This window comes from Neptunomonas sp. ABH4_499, from assembly GCF_056160565.1.
Genome location: NZ_JBSWXK010000005.1, coordinates 130820 through 149327 on the forward strand (window position 1 = coordinate 130820; position 18508 = coordinate 149327).

Below are 18508 nucleotides of genomic sequence, written 5' to 3' on the forward strand. Positions count from 1 at the left end.
TCCATCTGTAGTGCTTTATCGGCCTGAGTGAATAATTTTCAGGCAAAAAAACCTAAAGTGGCTGCGCTTAGTTGCGTTAAACGCCTGTTTTTACAACATTGGTGGGTTCTTGCTTGGTCTATGGTTGTAATGCATTTCGCGGGTGCAAAAACTAGAATGGATCTCATCTACACCTTGATGCTCACGATGGTGGGCCACTTTTAAAGGAGATTCCCATGGAAGATCTACTACCCGAATTGTGTGATCAGTTTCCCGACCTTGTCCGTGTTATGGACCCTATGATGGCTAACTTTGGTGGCCGTGAGACCTTTGGCGGGGAGATCGTAACGATCAAAGCATTTGAAGATAACTCGCTGGTACGTGAGCAAGTCGCGCAGCCAGGTAAAGGTAAAGTACTGGTGATTGATGGCGGTGCGTCGATGCGTCGGGCCATGCTGGGGGATCTACTTGCGGCAAAAGCGGTTACCAATGGCTGGGAAGGGGTGATCATCAATGGTTGCTTACGCGATTGCAACGCGATCAGTCAGTTGGATTTGGGGGTTCAAGCTCTGGGCACTCATCCGATGAAAACCGATAAGCGTGGACTCGGTGATTTAAACGTTGATGTGACCTTTGGCGGTATCACCTTTGTCCCTGGTGAATACGTCTATGCGGATAACAACGGCGTTTTGGTATCGGAAAAGCCATTGTCTCTGGATGATGTTGAGTAACCAAAACGACTAAGCCCGTGTAACGCGGGCTTTATCCATTGGCTGCTTGCGGTACCGGGGCTTCGTGGAACAGGTCCGTTGCGATCAGCGTTTGGCGCATTTCGGGATGGTCCAGTAAGTCTGCAAGGGTGTAGCGCTCAAGAACAGACATAAAAGCTTGTTTGGCTTCCCACAGGATCGGGTGTAAAGAGCATTGTCCATCGAGTCGACAGTGTTGACTGGAACAATCGATCAGATTGCCCTGTTTTTCCGATTGGGCAATGATTTTACCGATGTTGATCTCGTCGGCGGGCTTGCCTAATGTAAAGCCACCGTGTTTGCCTCGATAGGTTTTAAGGTCGCCAGATTTGGACATGGCATGCACGACTTTACGAAGATGCTCGAGTGAAACATCAAAAAAATCAGCGACTTCAGCAAGTGTCGTTAATCGATCACTGTGTACCGCTGTGTAGAGCAAAACGCGCAAAGAATAATCGGTAAATCGGCTCAGTTGCATCCTATCATCCTACTAATGAGTCCCTTTGACGACACTTAGTCATTTGGTGCCTTAAAAGGTTCCTGACTCATTCATCGTCATTTGAAAAGCGGATGACCTCTTTTTTAACGGGTTTGGAAACCTGTTGTCCACTGTCTTTTGCAAAATGCGGCCATAATCGCTTAACAACAGGGCCAGAGCGGCTCCAGCTGTGACACGTATCCATGATGCCAGGGACAGACTGACCTTCGCCCCAATCTTGCGTTTTTTTGCGCTCTTGGTGGGTGGTTTGAAACGCGGTGGTTGCAATGGGGCCTAATAACTCAACAAGGTGGGTACACCCCTGAGTGCCGCCCAAAAGCGCTTTTACCTGTTTGGTAAAGCCGCCTTTAATCTGTAAGCCAATCAGTTTTATGTAGGCATTGGCTATCTCTGGGCAGGTCGAGAAAGGCGTGTGGTCCATAACGGCGACCGCATCATGAATCACAAGGTCCATATCCACGGTAATGCGCAGCCACATATCATGCAGTGGCTCATCCGCTTGGATGATAGAGCCATCTTGCTCTGGAGATGGCATATCATGAGGCTTGATGTCTGTCATGTGCCCCTCGATATCCCACAGGCCATCTGTGCGGTTATAGCCTTTGCAAGTGACTGTACGGGTATGAAAAAGTGTGCGATCTTCAGAGGGGGGTAGGGGCATACAACACCTGTTATGGTTTAACACCTGTGATGGTTTAAAGAGCAGAATCCAACAATGCATTTATACCATCGTATCCGGTTTTGCCCGACTCAATGCTATGTTGTGCATCTGCAATAATCTCTTTGGCGACGGTAACAGACGGTACACGGTTACTTTGGATAACCCCTTTGGCACCGTGCGCGTACCAGCCTACGGCATACACCTTAGCGGGGTGATTAATAAACTCGCATTCGCTGGCTTCCCCAAAACCTGCTACCTCTTTAGGGATAAATCCAATCGCGGACAAGAGTGTATCGATGATAATGGGTGAGCGGTCCACGGATGATACGTCGGCTCGGTTTACACGCAGGTGCAAGCGGTGTGTACCGTTATCGGATGTGATCTGGTCAGGTAACTCATTAAAGCGAAAATGAATATGTACCTTGGCGTTGGATGAGGGTGTTTCAGGTAGAGAGCGAAACAGCTCCAGGTTGCGCGCACGGACTCGAAGCTCGGCTTCGGGCACAGAGCTTGGCAGAGTGTCGGATAAATCCGCACCGCTTTGGGTAACGGTGACATCGGGTAGCTCAAGCAGCTCGGTCAGCATATCGGTTGTGCACTTGGCATCGTGCGCTTGGCCACGCCCGATCAGGTAAATCGTGCGTTGATCTCGCTGTTCGGTAAGTGCCTTAACAACCGCATCGTTAAGGCTGGCTTCCAGCAGTGCCGACGTGTCTTTGCTGAGTAAGCGTGCCAAATCAATCGCAACATTACCTTGGCCAAATAGGGCAATTGTATTACCCAGTTTGGGTGCCAAGTTTGGGTTGGCGCCGTTGTACCAGTGCGCCAGTTGACCCGCTGCGTAATAGGGCAAGGAGGTTGGCGGCGTTATCGAGACTAGGCGGTCCTCACTGGCACCAGCCGCGAGTACAATCACATCGTAATGCTCGTGCAGTTGCTCGGCCGTCAGTGTTTTGCCAATAGTAACGTTAGGGATAAATCGCACGTTGCTGCGATCCAGCACCTTTTGCAGTGGGATGGCTAGGCGCTTGGTGATGTGATGATCGGGGGCGACGCCGTAGCGCAATAAGCCGAAAGGCTCTGGGGATTGATCATACAAGTCGATTTGGCAATCAGGGGCTTTCTTTGCTAAGTAATCCGCACAATAGAGCCCACTTGGACCTGCTCCGATGACTGCGATCTGCATAAAAAATACCCCTTCCAGATTCCTCGAAAAGGGGTAGTCTATCATGCAATGTAAAAGGTACGGTCAGTCACTTTCGTTCAAGGCTTGCATCGCCTCTAACGTCCAGTTGAGCGCGTCCTTATACGCACTGTCGTACAGGTCGGCATCAAAATCCATGGGCAGTAAGTCCCAATCGCCGTTTTCGAAATGCATCACGTTATTGAGCACAGCGCCAATCTCGCCAGAACCTGTGGAAATAGCCTCTTTAATATCATCCCCAAGTGGGACATCGGCCAGAATTTGCTGCTTTTCCAAATCCAGCAGAGCATCAAGTCCCGACATCATACCGGCCATAAAATAGCCCGCGGTCTGTGGGATGGAGGTGTTTTCAGCAATCAACTCGGCCATACGACCGCGAATCAAGAGTTGACGCGATAACTCCTGAGGCTTCCCGGGGTTGGAGGTGCACGCGATTAAGGTGACCCATTTTTTCACCTGTGGAATACCCAGCAGAACGATCGCTTGCTTGATGGAATCCACCTGGCGCACTAATGCATTGGCGGCTGAGTTTACAATCCTAAGCAGTTTATAGGTCAGAATCGGGTCTTGAACGATTAAACGCTCTAACTCATCGGGCTTTACATTGGGCTGCTGCAACGCTTGCATCAGTTGCATCAAAGCCAACTGGCTGGTGCTTAACTTGCGACCTTTAATGACCTGCGGCTTGGATAAAAAGTGACCCTGAAACAGCTTGAACCCTTGGCCTAAACACTCTTCAAGCTTTTCGTAGGTTTCGATTTTCTCGGCCAATAAAGTCACTTTAAACGGCGTCACTTTTTTGATGATGTCATCTACGGCGGCCTTATCGTGTTCCATAACATCGATCTTAACGATGTGCGCTATCTTCAAAAGCGGGTCGTATTTTGGGTCGTAGGTAAAATCATCCAACGCAATTCGATAGCCCTCAAGCGCGAGTTGCGTGACCGCTTCGATGAATTTGTTGTCGACAGGGGCATCTTCCAGCAACTCCAGCACAACTTGTTTGCGTGGAAGGTCCGGAATCGTGCCATCAACGACAATATCGTAGGTCAGATTGATAAATGCAGGTACGCGTTTAAGCTCACCTTCATCCGCGATGGATGTATAGGCGTTCAGTAGGACTTCTGAGGTCGCGTTATTTCCTCGAAAGACGGCTTGTGCTGCGTTGCCTTCGCTTCTGTACAGTAATTCGTAAGCGACGACGCGCTGTTTTGCGTCAAAAATGGGTTGTCGAGCCATCAATACCTGAGAGTCAATAGAGGCGTTTGCCATGTAACAGGTTCCCTTATCAATACGTCTGATCAGTATAGACCTTATCGGCCAAAGAAAAGAAAAACTGAGCATTTCTGATGCGGGCTCAACCTTTGGTATAATCGCGGCTCACAATAGGAGAGATCAATGTCGATTAACTGGTTCCCGGGGCACATGCACAAAGCGAGAAAAGAGATCGCTAAAGTCATGGACGAAATAGATGCTGTGATTGAAGTGCTGGATTCACGGTTGCCAATGTCCAGTGAAAACCCGCTGGTGCAAAAGCTGCGAAAAGGTAAGCCTGTTCTTAAAATTTTGAACAAGTCCGATTTGGCCGACCCTAAAAAGACCCAAGCTTGGTTGGATTTCTTTAATGCCCAAGAGGGGATTAAAGCGATCGCTCTAAGTCAGGATCAGAAAAAGCTGGTGCAAAAAATCCCGGACATGTGCAAGCAGATGGTGCCAACCCGCGCGAATCATGATCGCCCAGTGCGCGCGATGATTATGGGGATTCCCAATGTGGGCAAATCGACACTGATCAATGCGTTGCTGGGTAAACGCATCGCCAAGGTGGGTAATGAGCCTGCGGTTACCAAAAACCAAAAACGGTACACGCTCAAAAATGGCATGGCGTTATCCGATACGCCAGGCTTTTTGTGGCCTAAAATTGAAGATGAAGATTCCGGTTACCGTTTGGCGGCCAGTGGTGCGATTCGTGATACCGCCATCGAATACGAGTTGGTCGCACTGTACGCTGCGCAATTCATGTTGAGTCAGTACCCGGATTTATTGACCGAGCGCTATAAACTCAAAGCCATACCAGAGGGGCCAGATGCACTTTTGGATGAGATCGGTCGTAAACGCGGCGGTCTTCGCCCTGGCGGTGTGATCGATCGACATAAAGCCTCCGAAGTCCTTTTGCACGATATGCGCTCGGGCAAGCTTGGCTTGATCAGCTTTGAAACGGTTGAAGAGTGGGAAGCCAAATGGGAAGAGGCCGAGCGTCTTCGCTTATTAGAAGAAGCCGAAGAGCGTGCCGCTGAAGAGGAAAAAGCCGCCCAGCAAGCCAAACGTGATCAGCACAATGAAGAGGTGCCACAAGCACCCACCGAACCAAGTGCATAAGCTGCGCTTAAGATAACGAATAGAGTAAGAACATATGTCCCGTGTAAAGAAAAAACGCAGTTTCGTAAGCCAATACATCCTTGAGCAAAAGCCTTCAAAAGCCGAAAAACTGGCTGATGACGATAGTTATGAAAGTCGTCGTAAGAAGAACAATGAGAAAAAGAAAAAGCACAAATCGGTGTATCAGCGTACTGTAGAGGCAGAAAAAGCCAATCAAGAAGCGGATAACCAGCAAGCTCCCAAACAAGGTGGTCGTTTAGCCGAGAAGATCCGCAAGCTGAACGAGCAAAAAGAAAAGCAAAGCGACGCTGACAAAGACTGATTGAGATTTAATCTACGTGAATTCTACGAATAACCCCGATGTTGTCATCATTGGCGCTGGTGCATCGGGTTTGATGTGTGCAGCCACCGCAGGCTACCGTGGCCGTAATGTATGGGTACTTGAGCATACCCATAAGATTGGCCGTAAAATTTTAATGTCTGGTGGCGGCCGCTGTAATTTTACCAATGTGCACAACGGCCCCGATAACTTCATCTCTGGCAATGCCCATTTTTGTAAATCTGCACTCAGTCGTTATCGCGTTCAGGATTTTATCGAGCTGGTGGAGCGTCACGGTGTTGAATACCACGAAAAGACTTTAGGTCAGCTGTTCTGTAACGAGAAAAGCACCGAAATCCTCCGTGTGCTGTTAACCGAAGCCGAATGGGCGGGTGTATCGATCAAAACCGAAGTGAAGGTTGAATCGATCACGGCAAAAAGCGAGGGCGGTTTTACGTTAAAAACGACCCTTGGTGAGATTCACCCCGAAACGGTTGTGATTGCAACAGGCGGTTTATCGATCCCCAATGGTGGCGCAACGCCGTTTGCTTACGAGGTTGCTAAACAGTTTGGCCTCACAGTAACGCCGACGACCGCCGCCTTAGTGCCGGTTACCCTGCAAAAAGAGCTATTGGATAAGCTAAATCCGCTCTCCGGTGTGTCTCACCCTGTGGTGGTGAGTTGTAACGGCACCTCGTTTAAAGAAAGCATGCTCTTTACCCATCGCGGCTTGAGTGGCCCAGCTATTTTGCAGATCTCATCTTATTGGACACCGGGCGATGCGATTACCATCGACTTTTTCCCAGAAGAATCCTTGCTGGATTACCTTAAAGCCCAGCGAGAAGAACGCCCAAAAGCGGACATTGTTACGGTACTCAGCTCAAAAATGAGCAAACGCATGGCGCAGATCTTTGCCGAGTTATACGCTATCTCTGGCAACATGGCTGACCAAAGTAACGCTAAGCTGGAACAGGTCGCCAATACCTTCCATGCTTGGTCGGTTAAACCCTCCGGCACCGAAGGCTACCGCACGGCAGAGGTGACTTTAGGCGGCATTGATACCAACGGCATCTCGCAAAAAACGATGGAAGCAAAAAACCAACAAAGCCTCTATTTTATTGGGGAGTGCTTAGATGTGACTGGGCACCTAGGCGGCCACAACTTCCAATGGGCCTGGGCATCGGGCTTTGCGGCGGGGCAAGTGGTTTAGGCCATCATCAAGAAAACACTTTCACCTTACAAGGATGTGCATGAACACCTCAAACTATAACGTTTCATTAGAAGACTCAGTACAGCAGGACGAAGTCGTAGATTTATATACGGCGAATGGCTGGTCATCCGCCGAAAAACCGGAGTTGTTAATCCCTGCATTGAACAACTCGCACTCATTAGTAACCGCAAGAGGCGCTACTGGCGTTTTGATCGGTGTCGGCAATGCCATATCCGATGGCTACCTAGTGGTTTATTACCCACACATGTTGGTTGATCCTACTTGGCAAGGAAAGGGCGTAGGTAAAGCAATGATGGATGCAATGCAAACTCGTTATGCGGGCTTTCATCAACAAATGCTCACAGCCGATGGCGACGCCATTGGGTTTTATAAAGCGTTAGGGTTTGAGCGCGCGGGTCAAACTGAACCCATGTGGATTTATGTGGGTAATGAGCACTGAATTAGGTGCTCTTCGCCCTTTTTAGAGCGAGCTTCATCAGGGTTTGGAATCTTTCGCAATCAAGTTGATTTTCCTCTGGGCAGTTAACCGCGTGCGTAAGCATGTTATGAATCGCGGTAAGCTCTTCAATTTTTTGCGCCAGCTGATCAGTTTTTTGCTGCATCAGTGCTCGATCTAAAAAGTGTGGTTCACTGATCAATGCTTTGGTTTCTTCTAAGCTAAAGCCTGCGTGTTTTGCCAACAAAATTAAGGAAAGTCGCTCAATAATGGTAGGGGAGTACTGCCTACGCAGTCCATTACGACCAATAGACGTGATCAGGCCTTTTTCTTCGTAATAGCGCAGCGTCGATGCGTTCAGGCCGGTTTGTTGAGAAACCTCGCCGATGTCCATCCTTTCCTCCTTGACTTAAAGTATGCTTTAAGTTGTAACCTATATGTCGATTGATTTCGAGGGTTAGCGGATATGGAACACGATTTTTGGCACAACAAGTGGGCTTCTGGGCAGATTGGTTTTCATCAGGCCGACTATAACGCCTTTTTAGTACGGCATTTTGAGTCACTAAAGCTCACCACAGGCGATACCGTATTTGTGCCATTGTGCGGCAAAACGAAGGACATTCACTGGTTGTTAAACCAAGGCCTTAAGGTGATCGGTTGTGAGCTGAATGAAGATGCGGTTATAGCGCTTTTTAACGATCTTAATTTAGAACCCGAAGTAACACGCATTGATGGCTTACAGCGGTATTGTGCAGGACCTCTGACTGTATGGGTAGGGGACTTTTTTCGATTAGAGGCGCACCATCTTCACCGCGTTGATGCCGTCTATGACCGTGCAGCACTAGTGGCTCTGCCACCAGACATGCGAGTGCGCTATACCGAACATCTTCTTAAGATGACCTGCAACGCCCCGCAGTTGTTAATTACCTATTGTTATGATCAAACAATCGTTTCTGGCCCACCATTTTCCGTGCCAGATATAGAGGTTGAACAACACTATTCAGGGTTTTTTACACTTCAAATACTTGAAAGTGAGAGTGAGCCTTTGGGTATGAAGGGCAAAGCGGATTGCACAGAGAGTTGTTGGATTTTGAAAATTTAGGGCTGGGTAGCCCTAAAAGATGCCTGATATTAAAGTGCCTTCATTGACTATTAAATTTGTATAGCTATAGAAAGCAACAAGCGCAAGAGATAAAAATACAAAAAGCGTTAATGTATTAATAATTAATGTTCTCGCAATACTTTTAATGAATAATCTTTTTGCGAACAATAAGATTAATACAATGTAAGAGAAAACTTTAAAATAGGTGCTAGATAGAAGTGAGAGAGCACAGATGCTTTCTTGGCAATAGTTTTCAGGCGCTATCTGAGAGAATTCTGCATACAGATAGTTTAAATTAATCATAGCAGCAATCGCAAAGATCGCTGCTATGAATATAATCGCATTTATCGTTTTGGTTAATTTTGTATTCATTTCTTATTAGGTAGTAGATAGATATTGCCGCGGGTTTTAGTGCTGTCTACTTGAAATTGACACTTTTGCTTGCGCTGTTCCTTGCGACATTTTCCATTCCTTGAAAAAAAATTCAGGGGGCAGTTAAACATTCCAAACTGAAAATGTAAAGGCGTCTATTTACGACCATGCCCAATTTTGTACTGCCCCTTGGAATAGCCGCGAAGGACATCATCGCTGCGTAGGGCCTTGTGTTTTGTGAAGCGGCCGCTGACGCGTGCACGCCAGAGTTTGAAACTTCTTGGTGTGAGTTCGCGTTGCATCAGCTTGATGACTTCGGGTTCTGTTAGGCCAAAATTGTGGTGAATCGCTTCAAATGGAGTGCGGTCTTCCCAGGCCATTTCGATGATGCGCGAGCGCTCGGCAAAGTCTATAGTGTTGATGTTCATGCTTATCGTGTACAAATGAAACCTGTACGCTTAAGCAACCACTATGGATGTCACCTTGCAGGAGGTATCAGTGAAGATTATAAAAAGCCGCGAGTTTAAACCTGAAAAAGCGTGGGATGCGCTCGATGTTGCATGAACGGGATAACAACGCGTCTTCATTGGACGGATCAACCCTACAAGTGGCACATCAATGATGGCGAAGAAGTCTTCGCTGTGCTTGATGGCAAAGTGGATATGCATTATCGAAAAGAAGGCCTTACCTATGTAGAACGTCTGCACGTTGGGGACATCTTCTACGCATCGGTAGCTATCGAGCATGTTGCCCACCCTGTGGGTGCAGCGCGAATTTTAGTGATTGAAAAAGAAGGCAGTATCTAAAACCAAAAGAGGAAGGGAGTCATGCAAGGTCAATGTTTATGCGGAGCCATTAAAATAACCGTTGAGGATACCGACGAATTTGGTGTGTGCCATTGTGCTATGTGTCGTCAATGGGCGGGCCTTCAATGTGCATTCATACGGAAGGTAATGTGGAGATCGAAGGGGAAATTACTCTAGGTCGTTACTCTTCTTCTGAATGGGCAGAGCGTTGTTTTTGTAAGTCCTGCGGTTCCAATCTTTTCTACCACCTTAAAGGCACTAACCAATATTTTATATCGATTGGTCTTTTTGATGCCGATCACTCGTTTAAGATGGTTCATCAAGTCTTTATTGATAAGAAACCCGATTATTACGCGTTCACCAATGAAACGCCGACCATGACAGAACAGCAAGTTTTTGAGATGTTTGCTCCGCAATAAGACCTTTGCAATTCTGCAATACTCTGTCACCTAAGGCGGCTCTTTACGGGTCGCTTTAAACCTCTTATAACAGATAATTCTAATTTACCTACATGGATGAATAGAGATGAATTTCGTGGTTTGGGGTCTGGCGTTGGGCCAAGCCTTGTTGGTGACGGGTAACATTCTACTGGTGTCGGTTACTGCGCTGATTGGTCAAAAAATTGCTCCAAGCTTGGGTATGGCGACCTTACCAGTCGCGTTGCAGTTTTTAGGATTGATGATCAGCACCTTACCTGCGGCTTTATTTATGGGGCGGCTAGGGCGTAAGAAAGGATTTTTATTAGGCAATGTCATCGGTGTTATTGGGGCGTATTTAGCGTTTTATGCGGTTCAGCACGGCTTATTTGAACTTTTCTGCGTAGCCACCTTTTTGTTAGGTGTCGCAATTGGATTTGGTCAGCAGTACCGGTTTGCTGCAACCGAACACGCCCCTATTGAAAAAGCGGCGCAAGCGATCAGTTTGATTATGGGTGCGGGCGTCATTGCTGCGATTCTAGGGCCGAACATGGCGATCTGGTTTGAGCATCTCTTTGCTGATGTCCAGTATTTAGGGGCATTTTTTGTTCTAATTTTGTTGTACGTATTTACGACGGTCTTGATAGCTCTATTACCTTTAAGACCGCTGACTCAAGCGGAGAAAACCGGCACACCACGCCCTCATTATGAACTGATCTGCCAACCGAAATTGCTCAGTGCCATTGCGGCCGGGGCCATCGGCTATGGCGTGATGGTATTGATCATGACGGCAACACCTTTATCCATGCACGAACATGGTTTTGCTTTTGGTGATACAGCCATTGTGATCCAGTGGCATGTGTTGGGCATGTTTTTACCCTCCTTTTTTACGGGCAAGCTGATCGCCAAATACGGTACGTATCCCATCATTCAAATGGGTTGTGTATTGCTATTGGCCTGTGCAGGTTTAAACCAACTGGGGCATAGCTACGAAGTGTATATGGCCTCTCTGGTCTTATTAGGCATTGGTTGGAACTTTAATTTTATCGGCGCAACAACCTTGTTAACCCAATGCTATGCACCAGCAGATAAAGCGCGTGTTCAGGGGATGAACGACTTCTTGGTCTTTAGCTTTAGTGGGTTAGGCAGTGCGTTGGCCGGGTTCTGGCACAGCAGCATCGGATGGGAAATGATGAGTTTAATCGTGATCCCGTTAGTGGTGGTTGCGATGCTAGGGTTGTTCTTAGCTCGCAAAGCCGATGTAAAACAGTTAGCGATGAGCCGTTAAAGAATAGGGCGCGTATGAAGTACATTCTTACCACGCGAAAAATTGATTGTCATAATCACATTTTTGACCCGCACCAGTTTCCTTACACCCAAGGGACGCCATACAGCCCCGAAGGGCAAGAGATAACGACATACGATTATTTTGAGTCCGTCCTTAACAGTTATCAGGTGGATTACGTGCTGATTGTCGGCCCAAATTCAGCTTACGGTGAGGATCATAACGCAGCACTACTTGATGCCATTCGCCGCTCTAATGGGCGGTGCAAAGGGATGGCGGTTGTGTCGTCTGATATCACTGATCAAGCGCTGATTCAGCTTAAACAGCAGGGTATTGTTAGCATTGCGCATAACTTCGCTTATTACGGCCTAGGTCACTACCCGGACCTTGCGGATAAGCTTGAGCGACTGGCCGCGTTAGGCCTCATTGCTCAAGTGCAGTTTACCGGCGATCAAGTCGTGGCGTTAAAGCAGACCTTAATGACGACAAAGTGCACTGTCGTGATCGATCATTGCGGCCGCCCGGATGTGACGGCAGGGTTGGACTCAAAGGCCTTTAAAGCGCTTTTATCGCTTTCAGATAACGCGAATATAGCCATTAAACTATCGGGCTTTGCTAAGTTTTCGAAAGAAGCGTATCCGTTTAATGATGTGAAACCAATGGTGGATGCCATCGTATCGGCGTTTGGTGAAGACCGTATTTTGTGGGGCTCCGACTGGCCATTTCTGATGGCGCCGTACCGGATGGATTATGGCACTTTACTGAGTCTGGCTGAGGCCTGGTTTCCCGAGCCTGAAATTAGGGATAAGTATTTGTTTGTAAACGCGGCGAGGGTCTTTGGGTTTGAGCAATAGGGAATCTTACTTAGCTTAAAAAACCTAAGAATGATTCCAGTATGTGCGAAGCCCTAACGCCCGATCGGGTAACAACGGCCAGCTCATTTTCGTGAAACAGCGTATCTTCTAATAAGACTTTCATTTTGTGTTGCTGGACCCATGTCGCGGCAAAATGTGAAGGTAAAAAGCCGATGTAACTCCCCGTTAGGATCAAAAATGCGATCCCTTCCTGGTCGGATGCGCTGGCCGTGCAGTTGAGCAGTTGATGCTGCCCGATCGCTTTTGCGCTCATGCGATAACTGGGTATCACGGCATCGTAATGGAACAGATCCTCAGTTTTTAACGTGTCGTTGTTGTTAAACAATACATGCTCGTGGCTGCAATAGAGTTGAAAGCGCTCACCGTATAAATACTGGTAATTCAGGCCGGAGAGCGGGGCGTTCATCGGAATGACGCCCACATGCAAGCGACCATCCACCAAGCCGCGCTCAATCTCGGCAGGCGTACTCATGCTGATGTTAATGCGCACGCCACTGCCTAGGGCTTTTAGCTTTTTGAGGGCGGTGGTGATGCGCATCTCGGGCTGGGTGACCAAGTTGTTTACGATACCGATGTTGAGATCGCCCCTAAGCTCCTTGTTGATTTGGTTAACCTCGGTACGAAACTCCTCAACCGCTGCAAGCAGAACTTCGATGGCCCTGAGCACTTCGCTCCCTTCGTTGGTCAGTGAAAACCCGCCGCGTCCTCGGTGGCATAAACGCATACCTAAGCGTTTTTCGAGGTCGCTCATTTGTATGGAAATTGCGGATTTAGATATGCCCAATAAACCTTCGGCGGCCGTAAAACTGCCCGCATCGACCACGGTTTTAAAAAGACGAAGTAGTTTTAAATCGTAATCGGCGATTTGATTCAGTATGTGTTTTTTCATAGTTAAGTAAAACCAAAACTAATATTTAGTAATTTTGTATTTATTTAAACAAATACTCTTGTGCAGAATGAAATTCAACCTTATTTGAGGATGGAACTCATGAACTCACCTTTCACCACGGATTTTGATGTGCACTCGGACCTCAAATTGAGTGCCCACTGGATGCCGTATTCGGCTAATCGACAATTTAAAAAAGACCCAAGAATCATCGTGGGTGCAAAGGATGGATATCTGTTTGATCAACAGGGCCGAAAAATCTACGACAGTCTTTCAGGCCTTTGGACATGCGGTGCAGGTCACAGTAAAGAGGCCATTCAAAAAGCGGTCGCCGAACAATTAGGGCGTTTGGATTACGCACCGGCGTTCCAATTTGGGCATCCATATTCGTTCAAGCTTGCTGAAAAAATCACCGAACTGACCCCAGAAGGGTTGGATCATGTGTTCTTCACAGGTTCCGGTTCTGAAAGTGCGGATACCTCTTTAAAGATGGCGCGTGCCTACTGGCGTGCTAAAGGGCAGCCGACCAAAACGAAGATCATCGGCCGTGCCCGTGGTTATCACGGTGTGAACATGGGCGGCACCAGCATGGGCGGTATCGGCGCTAACCGCAAAATGTTTGGCCCACTGGTGGATGTTGATCATATCCCTCATACCCTGCAAACGGATTTGGCCTTTACCAAAGGGATGGCCGAAACCGGCGGCGAAGCGTTAGCGAACGAGCTCTTAAAAAGAATCGAATTGCACGATGCCTCTAATATTGCGGCCGTGATTGTTGAACCTATGTCGGGTTCGGCGGGTGTGATCGTCCCACCACAGGGCTACTTGAAGCGTCTTCGCGAGATTTGCGATCAACATAACATTCTGCTGATCTTTGATGAGGTGATCACCGCGTTTGGTCGGATGGGCAAATGGACGGGAGCTGAGTATTTCGGTGTTACGCCCGACATTATGAACGTGGCTAAGCAGGTTACCAACGGTGCGATCCCGCTTGGCGCAGTCATCGCATCCTCTGAAATCTACAACACCATGATGGATCAACCGTTGCCAGAGCATGGCATTGAATTCGGTCATGGTTATACCTATTCGGCCCACCCAGTTGCGTGTGCAGCAGGGCTTGCGGCACTGGAACTGCTGAAATCCGAACAGCTGGTTGAGCAATCAGCGGCACTAGCACCCATCTATGAAGAAAAGCTTCATGCACTCAAAGGCAGTGATCACATTTTGGATATCCGTAACTGTGGATTGGCCGGAGCCATTCAGATTCGTCCACGCGATGGGGACCCGACCCTTCGCCCGTTTGAAGCAAGTATGGAGTTGTACAAACAAGGTTTTTACGTGCGCTCAGGCGGCGACACCTTGCAATTTGGCCCGATGTTTAATGCACAACCACAAGAGTTAGATCGATTGTTTGACGCTGTCGGAAGCGTAATCAACCAACTGGATTAATCGTATTACTAAGGAGAATGCCCGATGGCTTTAATTACCCATTTGATCGATGGTCAACGTACCGCCGAATCATCACTGCGCACCGCTGATGTGTTTAACCCATCTACGGGGGATGCGATCCACAAAGTTGAGTTAGCGGACGATGCGTTTATGCAAAAAGCGATCGACTCAGCAACGGCCGCGTACCCAGCATGGCGTAAAACTCCACCGGCTAAACGTGCTCAGGTGATGTTCAACTTTAAAGTGTTGCTTGAAAAAAACAGTGACACCATTGCGCGAATGATCAGTGAGGAGCACGGTAAAACCATTGAAGATGCGTTAGGTGAATTAAAGCGGGGTATCGAAAACGTAGAGTACGCGTGTGGTGCGCCGGAGCTGTTAAAAGGTGAATATAACCGCTTTGCTGGCCCATCGATTAACTCATGGAGTGACTTTAAACCGATTGGCGTTGTGGCAGGGATCACTCCGTTTAACTTCCCGGCGATGGTTCCGCTTTGGATGTACCCTCTCGCGATTGTGTGCGGTAACTGCTTTATCTTAAAGCCGTCGGAGCGTGACCCAAGCTCGACCTTGTACATAGCTGACCTTTTACACGAAGCTGGGCTGCCAAAAGGCGTACTTAACGTGGTTAACGGCGGTAAAGAGTCCGTGGATGCACTGATTAAAGCACCGGAAGTTGGCGCGCTGAGCTTTGTAGGCTCGACCCCGATAGCCGAGTACATCTACTCAGAAGGTACCAAACACGGTAAGCGTGTTCAGGCATTAGGCGGTGCAAAGAACCACGCGATTTTGATGCCCGATGCGGATTTGGATAACGCAGTAAATGCTTTAATGGGTGCGGCCTATGGCTCTTGCGGTGAACGCTGCATGGCGATCTCGGTGGCGGTGTGTGTGGGTGATGAAGTCGCCGACGCATTGGTGGCGCAAATCAGCCCAGTGGTTAAAGCATTGAAAGTGGGCCCTGGTACCGAGTGTGGCTTGGATATGGGGCCACTGGTTACTAAAGCACATCAAGAGAAGGTAATCGGCTTTGTAAATGCTGGTGTCGAAAGTGGCGCATCCCTCGTGGTGGATGGACGCGGTTTGTCGGTATCGGGTAATGAGCAAGGGTATTTCTTAGGTGGCTGCTTGTTTGATCATGTAACGCCTGAGATGTCGATCTACCAAGAAGAGATCTTTGGTCCTGTGTTGTGCGTAGTGCGTGTGAACTCATTAGACGAGGGCATCGCACTGATCAACGAGCATGAATACGGCAACGGCACGTGCATCTTTACACGTGATGGCGAAGCCGCCGAGATCTTCTGTGATGAAGTTGAAGTCGGCATGGTAGGGGTGAATGTACCACTGCCAGTGCCTGTGGCCTATCACAGCTTTGGCGGTTGGAAGCGCTCATTGTTTGGCGATCTTCATGCTTACGGCCCAGACGGTGTGCGTTTCTATACGCGCCGCAAAACGATTACTCAACGCTGGCCTGCGGCGAAACAAAAAGAAACAGCTCAGTTTGCCTTCCCAAGCAATTGATCCACCCCTTACGTAACACGCGATCAGTCAAACCATTGATATCACCGGTGCCGATTACGTCCGATAGGTGGGATCAGCCATCAGACTTTTGCGCCCACGCTGGGCGCTTTTTTATTGGGCAATGCAAACGAGATCGACGCGGTAATCACAAGAAATAAGACCGAGACCCACAAGCAGGCGATTAAGCCATGTTCTTGATAGATCCAGCCGGATAATACCGTCCCAATCAAACGCCCCATGGCATTGGCCATGTAATAAAAGCCAACATCCAACGACACGCCGTCACGTCCTGCAAAGCTGACGATTAAGTAACTATGAAGGGACGAGTTGATCGCAAAAAGAGCGCCAAACACCATGAGCCCTGCAATGACGCTGATGGCCGGGTGCCAGTCAAACGTAAGCAGTAGAGCGATGGCTGCAGGTGACAACGCAAGTAAAGCTGCCCAACCCACCGCGTGACGACCATTCGGCACAGTGTCTTTACGCTTGCCAGTGATGGCAGGGGAAAAGCCTTGAACGATGCCATAAGCGATGACCCAGCACGCAAGAAAGCCGCCTACGTACCAGTGATCCCAATGTAGTGTGCTGGCCAGGTACACAGGTAAAGCCACCACAAACCACACATCACGAGCACCAAAGAGAAAGAGTCGCGCAGCCGAGAGCACATTGATCGATCGGCTTTTGGAAAAGAGATCCGTAAATTTAGGCTTCTGCTTTGCCTTGCCTAAATCCTGCTTGAGGCAAATAAGGCTAAACACCCAGATTACGGTGAGCATGATCGCCATACTGAGCACCGCCCCGAAAAAACCGAGTACGGTCAAAAGCGCACCGCCCAAAAAGAAGCCGACACCTTTGAGCGCATTTTTAGAGCCAGTGAGCAGGGCGACCCATTTATACAGCTGGCTTTCGGCCTCTTTAGGCACTAGCAGTTTAATCGAGCTTTTCGCGCTCATTTTATTGAGGTCTTTTGCCACCCCCGAGAGTGCTTGTGCGGCCATCACCCAAGGCACTGTGAGCGCGGCCACGGGGACCATCAACATCGATAGTGCGACAATTTGCAAAAACAGCCCAAGGTTCATGGTTTTGTTGAGCCCTAAACGCGCACCTAACCAACCGCCGACCAGATTAGTGATGACCCCAAACACCTCGTAAAAGATGAAGAGCATGGCGATCTCAAGTGGGCTAAACCCCAAACCATGAAAGTGCAGCACAACCAGCATCCGAAGCGCACCATCGGTTAAGGTAAACGCCCAATAATTACCCGTTACTAAGATGTATTGACGGATTTCAGGTGACAGCTGTGCTGCGCCTAACATGATTACGCGAGATCCTTTTGACCGACAAGTCGCATCAGTTCGGCGGTGCGATTCGCATAGCCCCATTCGTTGTCATACCACACGTACAGCTTCACTTGTGTACCGTTAACCACCATGGTCGACAAGGCATCGATGATGCTGGAGCGTGGGTCGGTTTTATAATCGATCGATACTAGCGGGCGCTCTTCAAAGCCTAAAATATCTTGAAGATACGTTTCAGAAGCGTCTTTAAGTAATTGATTTACTTCTGATTCGGTTGTTGGTCGGCTCACCTCAAAAACACAGTCAGTCAAGGATGCATTAGCCAAAGGCACACGAACGGCGTGCCCATTAAGTTTGCCTTTTAGCTCAGGGAATATGTGCGTGATGGCTGTTGCGGAGCCAGTGGTTGTTGGGATTAAACTCATACCGCAAGCACGCGCGCGACGCAAATCTTTGTGAGGCGCATCCAAAATCGTTTGGGTGTTGGTGATGTCGTGGATGGTGGTCATAGAGCCGTGCACGATACCCAAGTTTTCGTGAATCACTTTGACCACCGGCGCCAAACAGTTGGTGGTGCAAGAGGCGGCCGTAACGATGGGGTGATCGGCTGGGGAGTAAAGATCATCATTAACCCCCATCACCACATTCAGTACGCCATCCTCTTTGACCGGTGCCGTCACAACAACGCGCTTCACACCCTGATCCAGATACGCTTGTAAAAGGGCTTTTGTTTTCATAACGCCGCTGGCTTCTATGACGACATCACACCCTGACCAGTCCGTATCGCTAATCGCCTTGTTTTGCGAACAGCGAATGCGCTGCCCATTAATGGTGATCTCGTTCCCCTCAGCTTGTGCTTCGTGGTGCCAACGACCATGCACGGAATCAAAGGTTAGCAGGTGGGCAAGGGTAGCCGCGTCACCGGCAGGGTCGTTAATCTGAACAAACTCAACGTCAGCCCAATCGAAGGCTGCACGAAACGACAAACGGCCCATGCGGCCAAAACCATTAATACCTACTTTGATTGTCATATCGACCTCGTAT

Annotated in this window: 22 protein-coding genes; 13 read left to right on the forward strand and 9 right to left on the reverse strand. The window is 48.6% G+C overall.

Going from position 1 to position 18508, the window contains the following annotated elements; all coding sequences use genetic code 11:
* Positions 1-215 precede the first annotated feature (215 nt).
* Positions 216-710 (forward strand): ribonuclease E activity regulator RraA, encoded by a 495-nt coding sequence (gene rraA, locus ACXAF9_RS06875; protein WP_475072114.1) that lies wholly within the window; start codon positions 216-218, stop codon positions 708-710.
* A 31-nt stretch (positions 711-741) separates the two neighbouring features.
* Here rraA and ACXAF9_RS06880 read toward each other — a convergent pair whose 3' ends face one another.
* From ACXAF9_RS06880 to ACXAF9_RS06895, 4 genes are all read right to left on the reverse strand, one after another.
* Complete coding sequence (locus ACXAF9_RS06880) at positions 742-1206, reverse strand: RrF2 family transcriptional regulator (RefSeq protein WP_475072116.1); 465 nt, start codon at positions 1204-1206, stop codon at positions 742-744.
* A 67-nt stretch (positions 1207-1273) separates the two neighbouring features.
* A complete protein-coding gene (locus ACXAF9_RS06885) occupies positions 1274-1888 on the reverse strand; it encodes a DUF2889 domain-containing protein (protein ID WP_475072118.1) in 615 nt (204 codons plus the stop codon).
* A 34-nt stretch (positions 1889-1922) separates the two neighbouring features.
* Positions 1923-3074: an NAD(P)-binding protein gene (locus ACXAF9_RS06890; protein WP_475072120.1), complete on the reverse strand. Its 1152-nt coding sequence runs from the start codon at positions 3072-3074 to the stop codon at positions 1923-1925.
* Between the two features lie 63 nt (positions 3075-3137).
* A complete protein-coding gene (locus ACXAF9_RS06895; RefSeq protein ID WP_475072121.1) occupies positions 3138-4364 on the reverse strand; it encodes an EAL and HDOD domain-containing protein in 1227 nt (408 codons plus the stop codon).
* A gap of 126 nt (positions 4365-4490) precedes the next feature.
* Here ACXAF9_RS06895 and ylqF point away from each other — a divergent pair, with 126 nt between their 5' ends.
* From ylqF to ACXAF9_RS06915, 4 genes are read left to right on the forward strand one after another with little or no spacing between them, the layout of a single operon-like run.
* A complete protein-coding gene (gene ylqF, locus ACXAF9_RS06900) occupies positions 4491-5468 on the forward strand; it encodes a ribosome biogenesis GTPase YlqF (RefSeq protein ID WP_475072123.1) in 978 nt (325 codons plus the stop codon).
* 34 nt (positions 5469-5502) lie between these two features.
* Complete coding sequence (locus ACXAF9_RS06905) at positions 5503-5790, forward strand: hypothetical protein (RefSeq protein WP_475072125.1); 288 nt, start codon at positions 5503-5505, stop codon at positions 5788-5790.
* A 16-nt stretch (positions 5791-5806) separates the two neighbouring features.
* Positions 5807-6997, forward strand: coding sequence for a BaiN/RdsA family NAD(P)/FAD-dependent oxidoreductase (locus ACXAF9_RS06910; RefSeq protein ID WP_475072127.1), 1191 nt, complete (start codon positions 5807-5809; stop codon positions 6995-6997).
* A 40-nt stretch (positions 6998-7037) separates the two neighbouring features.
* The gene (locus tag ACXAF9_RS06915) at positions 7038-7457 is read left to right on the forward strand and encodes a GNAT family N-acetyltransferase (RefSeq protein WP_475072129.1); all 420 of its coding nucleotides are present in this window, start codon (positions 7038-7040) and stop codon (positions 7455-7457) included.
* Between the two features lies 1 nt (position 7458).
* Here ACXAF9_RS06915 and ACXAF9_RS06920 read toward each other — a convergent pair whose 3' ends face one another.
* Entirely contained in the window at positions 7459-7848 is a 390-nt protein-coding gene (locus ACXAF9_RS06920; RefSeq protein WP_475072131.1) for a helix-turn-helix domain-containing protein, read from the reverse strand.
* Positions 7849-7920: 72 nt separating this feature from the next.
* Here ACXAF9_RS06920 and tmpT point away from each other — a divergent pair, with 72 nt between their 5' ends.
* Positions 7921-8556, forward strand: coding sequence for a thiopurine S-methyltransferase (tmpT, locus tag ACXAF9_RS06925; protein ID WP_475072134.1), 636 nt, complete (start codon positions 7921-7923; stop codon positions 8554-8556).
* 527 nt (positions 8557-9083) lie between these two features.
* Here tmpT and ACXAF9_RS06930 read toward each other — a convergent pair.
* Positions 9084-9356, reverse strand: coding sequence for a TIGR03643 family protein (locus ACXAF9_RS06930; protein ID WP_475072136.1), 273 nt, complete (start codon positions 9354-9356; stop codon positions 9084-9086).
* A 132-nt stretch (positions 9357-9488) separates the two neighbouring features.
* Here ACXAF9_RS06930 and ACXAF9_RS06935 point away from each other — a divergent pair, with 132 nt between their 5' ends.
* The 5 genes from ACXAF9_RS06935 (at position 9489) to ACXAF9_RS06955 (ending at position 12289) form a co-directional block, all read left to right on the forward strand.
* Complete coding sequence (locus ACXAF9_RS06935) at positions 9489-9734, forward strand: cupin domain-containing protein (RefSeq protein ID WP_475072138.1); 246 nt, start codon at positions 9489-9491, stop codon at positions 9732-9734.
* Positions 9735-9755: 21 nt separating this feature from the next.
* Positions 9756-9911 (forward strand): GFA family protein, encoded by a 156-nt coding sequence (locus ACXAF9_RS06940; protein ID WP_475072140.1) that lies wholly within the window; start codon positions 9756-9758, stop codon positions 9909-9911.
* A complete protein-coding gene (locus ACXAF9_RS06945) occupies positions 9860-10153 on the forward strand; it encodes a GFA family protein (protein ID WP_475072142.1) in 294 nt (97 codons plus the stop codon). Before ACXAF9_RS06940 ends, ACXAF9_RS06945 begins: the two co-directional genes overlap by 52 nt.
* 106 nt (positions 10154-10259) lie before the next feature.
* Positions 10260-11438 (forward strand): MFS transporter, encoded by a 1179-nt coding sequence (locus ACXAF9_RS06950; RefSeq protein ID WP_475072144.1) that lies wholly within the window; start codon positions 10260-10262, stop codon positions 11436-11438.
* Between the two features lie 14 nt (positions 11439-11452).
* Entirely contained in the window at positions 11453-12289 is an 837-nt protein-coding gene (locus ACXAF9_RS06955) for an amidohydrolase family protein (RefSeq protein WP_475072147.1), read from the forward strand.
* 10 nt (positions 12290-12299) lie between these two features.
* Here ACXAF9_RS06955 and ACXAF9_RS06960 read toward each other — a convergent pair whose 3' ends face one another.
* Positions 12300-13199: a LysR family transcriptional regulator gene (locus tag ACXAF9_RS06960; RefSeq protein ID WP_475072151.1), complete on the reverse strand. Its 900-nt coding sequence runs from the start codon at positions 13197-13199 to the stop codon at positions 12300-12302.
* Positions 13200-13298: 99 nt separating this feature from the next.
* Here ACXAF9_RS06960 and aptA point away from each other — a divergent pair, with 99 nt between their 5' ends.
* Both aptA and ACXAF9_RS06970 read left to right on the forward strand, forming a co-directional pair.
* The gene (aptA, locus tag ACXAF9_RS06965) at positions 13299-14645 is read left to right on the forward strand and encodes an omega-aminotransferase AptA (protein ID WP_475072153.1); all 1347 of its coding nucleotides are present in this window, start codon (positions 13299-13301) and stop codon (positions 14643-14645) included.
* Positions 14646-14669: 24 nt separating this feature from the next.
* Complete coding sequence (locus ACXAF9_RS06970; RefSeq protein WP_475072156.1) at positions 14670-16166, forward strand: CoA-acylating methylmalonate-semialdehyde dehydrogenase; 1497 nt, start codon at positions 14670-14672, stop codon at positions 16164-16166.
* Positions 16167-16246: 80 nt separating this feature from the next.
* Here ACXAF9_RS06970 and arsJ read toward each other — a convergent pair whose 3' ends face one another.
* Entirely contained in the window at positions 16247-17482 is a 1236-nt protein-coding gene (gene arsJ / locus ACXAF9_RS06975; RefSeq protein WP_475072160.1) for an organoarsenical effux MFS transporter ArsJ, read from the reverse strand.
* Between the two features lie 2 nt (positions 17483-17484).
* Positions 17485-18495 (reverse strand): ArsJ-associated glyceraldehyde-3-phosphate dehydrogenase, encoded by a 1011-nt coding sequence (locus ACXAF9_RS06980; RefSeq protein WP_475072164.1) that lies wholly within the window; start codon positions 18493-18495, stop codon positions 17485-17487.
* Positions 18496-18508: the final 13 nt, after the last annotated feature.

Coding starts and splice junctions, on each gene's coding strand:
- ACXAF9_RS06945 (WP_475072142.1), top strand. CDS start 9,860: ATGTGCATTCATACGGAAGGTAATGTGGAGATCGAAGGGGAAATTACT.
- arsJ (WP_475072160.1), bottom strand. CDS start 17,482: ATGTTAGGCGCAGCACAGCTGTCACCTGAAATCCGTCAATACATCTTA.
- ACXAF9_RS06950 (WP_475072144.1), top strand. CDS start 10,260: ATGAATTTCGTGGTTTGGGGTCTGGCGTTGGGCCAAGCCTTGTTGGTG.
- ACXAF9_RS06980 (WP_475072164.1), bottom strand. CDS start 18,495: ATGACAATCAAAGTAGGTATTAATGGTTTTGGCCGCATGGGCCGTTTG.
- ACXAF9_RS06880 (WP_475072116.1), bottom strand. CDS start 1,206: ATGCAACTGAGCCGATTTACCGATTATTCTTTGCGCGTTTTGCTCTAC.
- tmpT (WP_475072134.1), top strand. CDS start 7,921: ATGGAACACGATTTTTGGCACAACAAGTGGGCTTCTGGGCAGATTGGT.
- ACXAF9_RS06935 (WP_475072138.1), top strand. CDS start 9,489: ATGAACGGGATAACAACGCGTCTTCATTGGACGGATCAACCCTACAAG.
- ACXAF9_RS06895 (WP_475072121.1), bottom strand. CDS start 4,364: ATGGCAAACGCCTCTATTGACTCTCAGGTATTGATGGCTCGACAACCC.
- ACXAF9_RS06970 (WP_475072156.1), top strand. CDS start 14,670: ATGGCTTTAATTACCCATTTGATCGATGGTCAACGTACCGCCGAATCA.
- ylqF (WP_475072123.1), top strand. CDS start 4,491: ATGTCGATTAACTGGTTCCCGGGGCACATGCACAAAGCGAGAAAAGAG.
- ACXAF9_RS06915 (WP_475072129.1), top strand. CDS start 7,038: ATGAACACCTCAAACTATAACGTTTCATTAGAAGACTCAGTACAGCAG.
- ACXAF9_RS06890 (WP_475072120.1), bottom strand. CDS start 3,074: ATGCAGATCGCAGTCATCGGAGCAGGTCCAAGTGGGCTCTATTGTGCG.
- ACXAF9_RS06905 (WP_475072125.1), top strand. CDS start 5,503: ATGTCCCGTGTAAAGAAAAAACGCAGTTTCGTAAGCCAATACATCCTT.
- rraA (WP_475072114.1), top strand. CDS start 216: ATGGAAGATCTACTACCCGAATTGTGTGATCAGTTTCCCGACCTTGTC.
- ACXAF9_RS06960 (WP_475072151.1), bottom strand. CDS start 13,199: ATGAAAAAACACATACTGAATCAAATCGCCGATTACGATTTAAAACTA.
- ACXAF9_RS06955 (WP_475072147.1), top strand. CDS start 11,453: ATGAAGTACATTCTTACCACGCGAAAAATTGATTGTCATAATCACATT.
- aptA (WP_475072153.1), top strand. CDS start 13,299: ATGAACTCACCTTTCACCACGGATTTTGATGTGCACTCGGACCTCAAA.
- ACXAF9_RS06940 (WP_475072140.1), top strand. CDS start 9,756: ATGCAAGGTCAATGTTTATGCGGAGCCATTAAAATAACCGTTGAGGAT.
- ACXAF9_RS06885 (WP_475072118.1), bottom strand. CDS start 1,888: ATGCCCCTACCCCCCTCTGAAGATCGCACACTTTTTCATACCCGTACA.
- ACXAF9_RS06930 (WP_475072136.1), bottom strand. CDS start 9,356: ATGAACATCAACACTATAGACTTTGCCGAGCGCTCGCGCATCATCGAA.
- ACXAF9_RS06920 (WP_475072131.1), bottom strand. CDS start 7,848: ATGGACATCGGCGAGGTTTCTCAACAAACCGGCCTGAACGCATCGACG.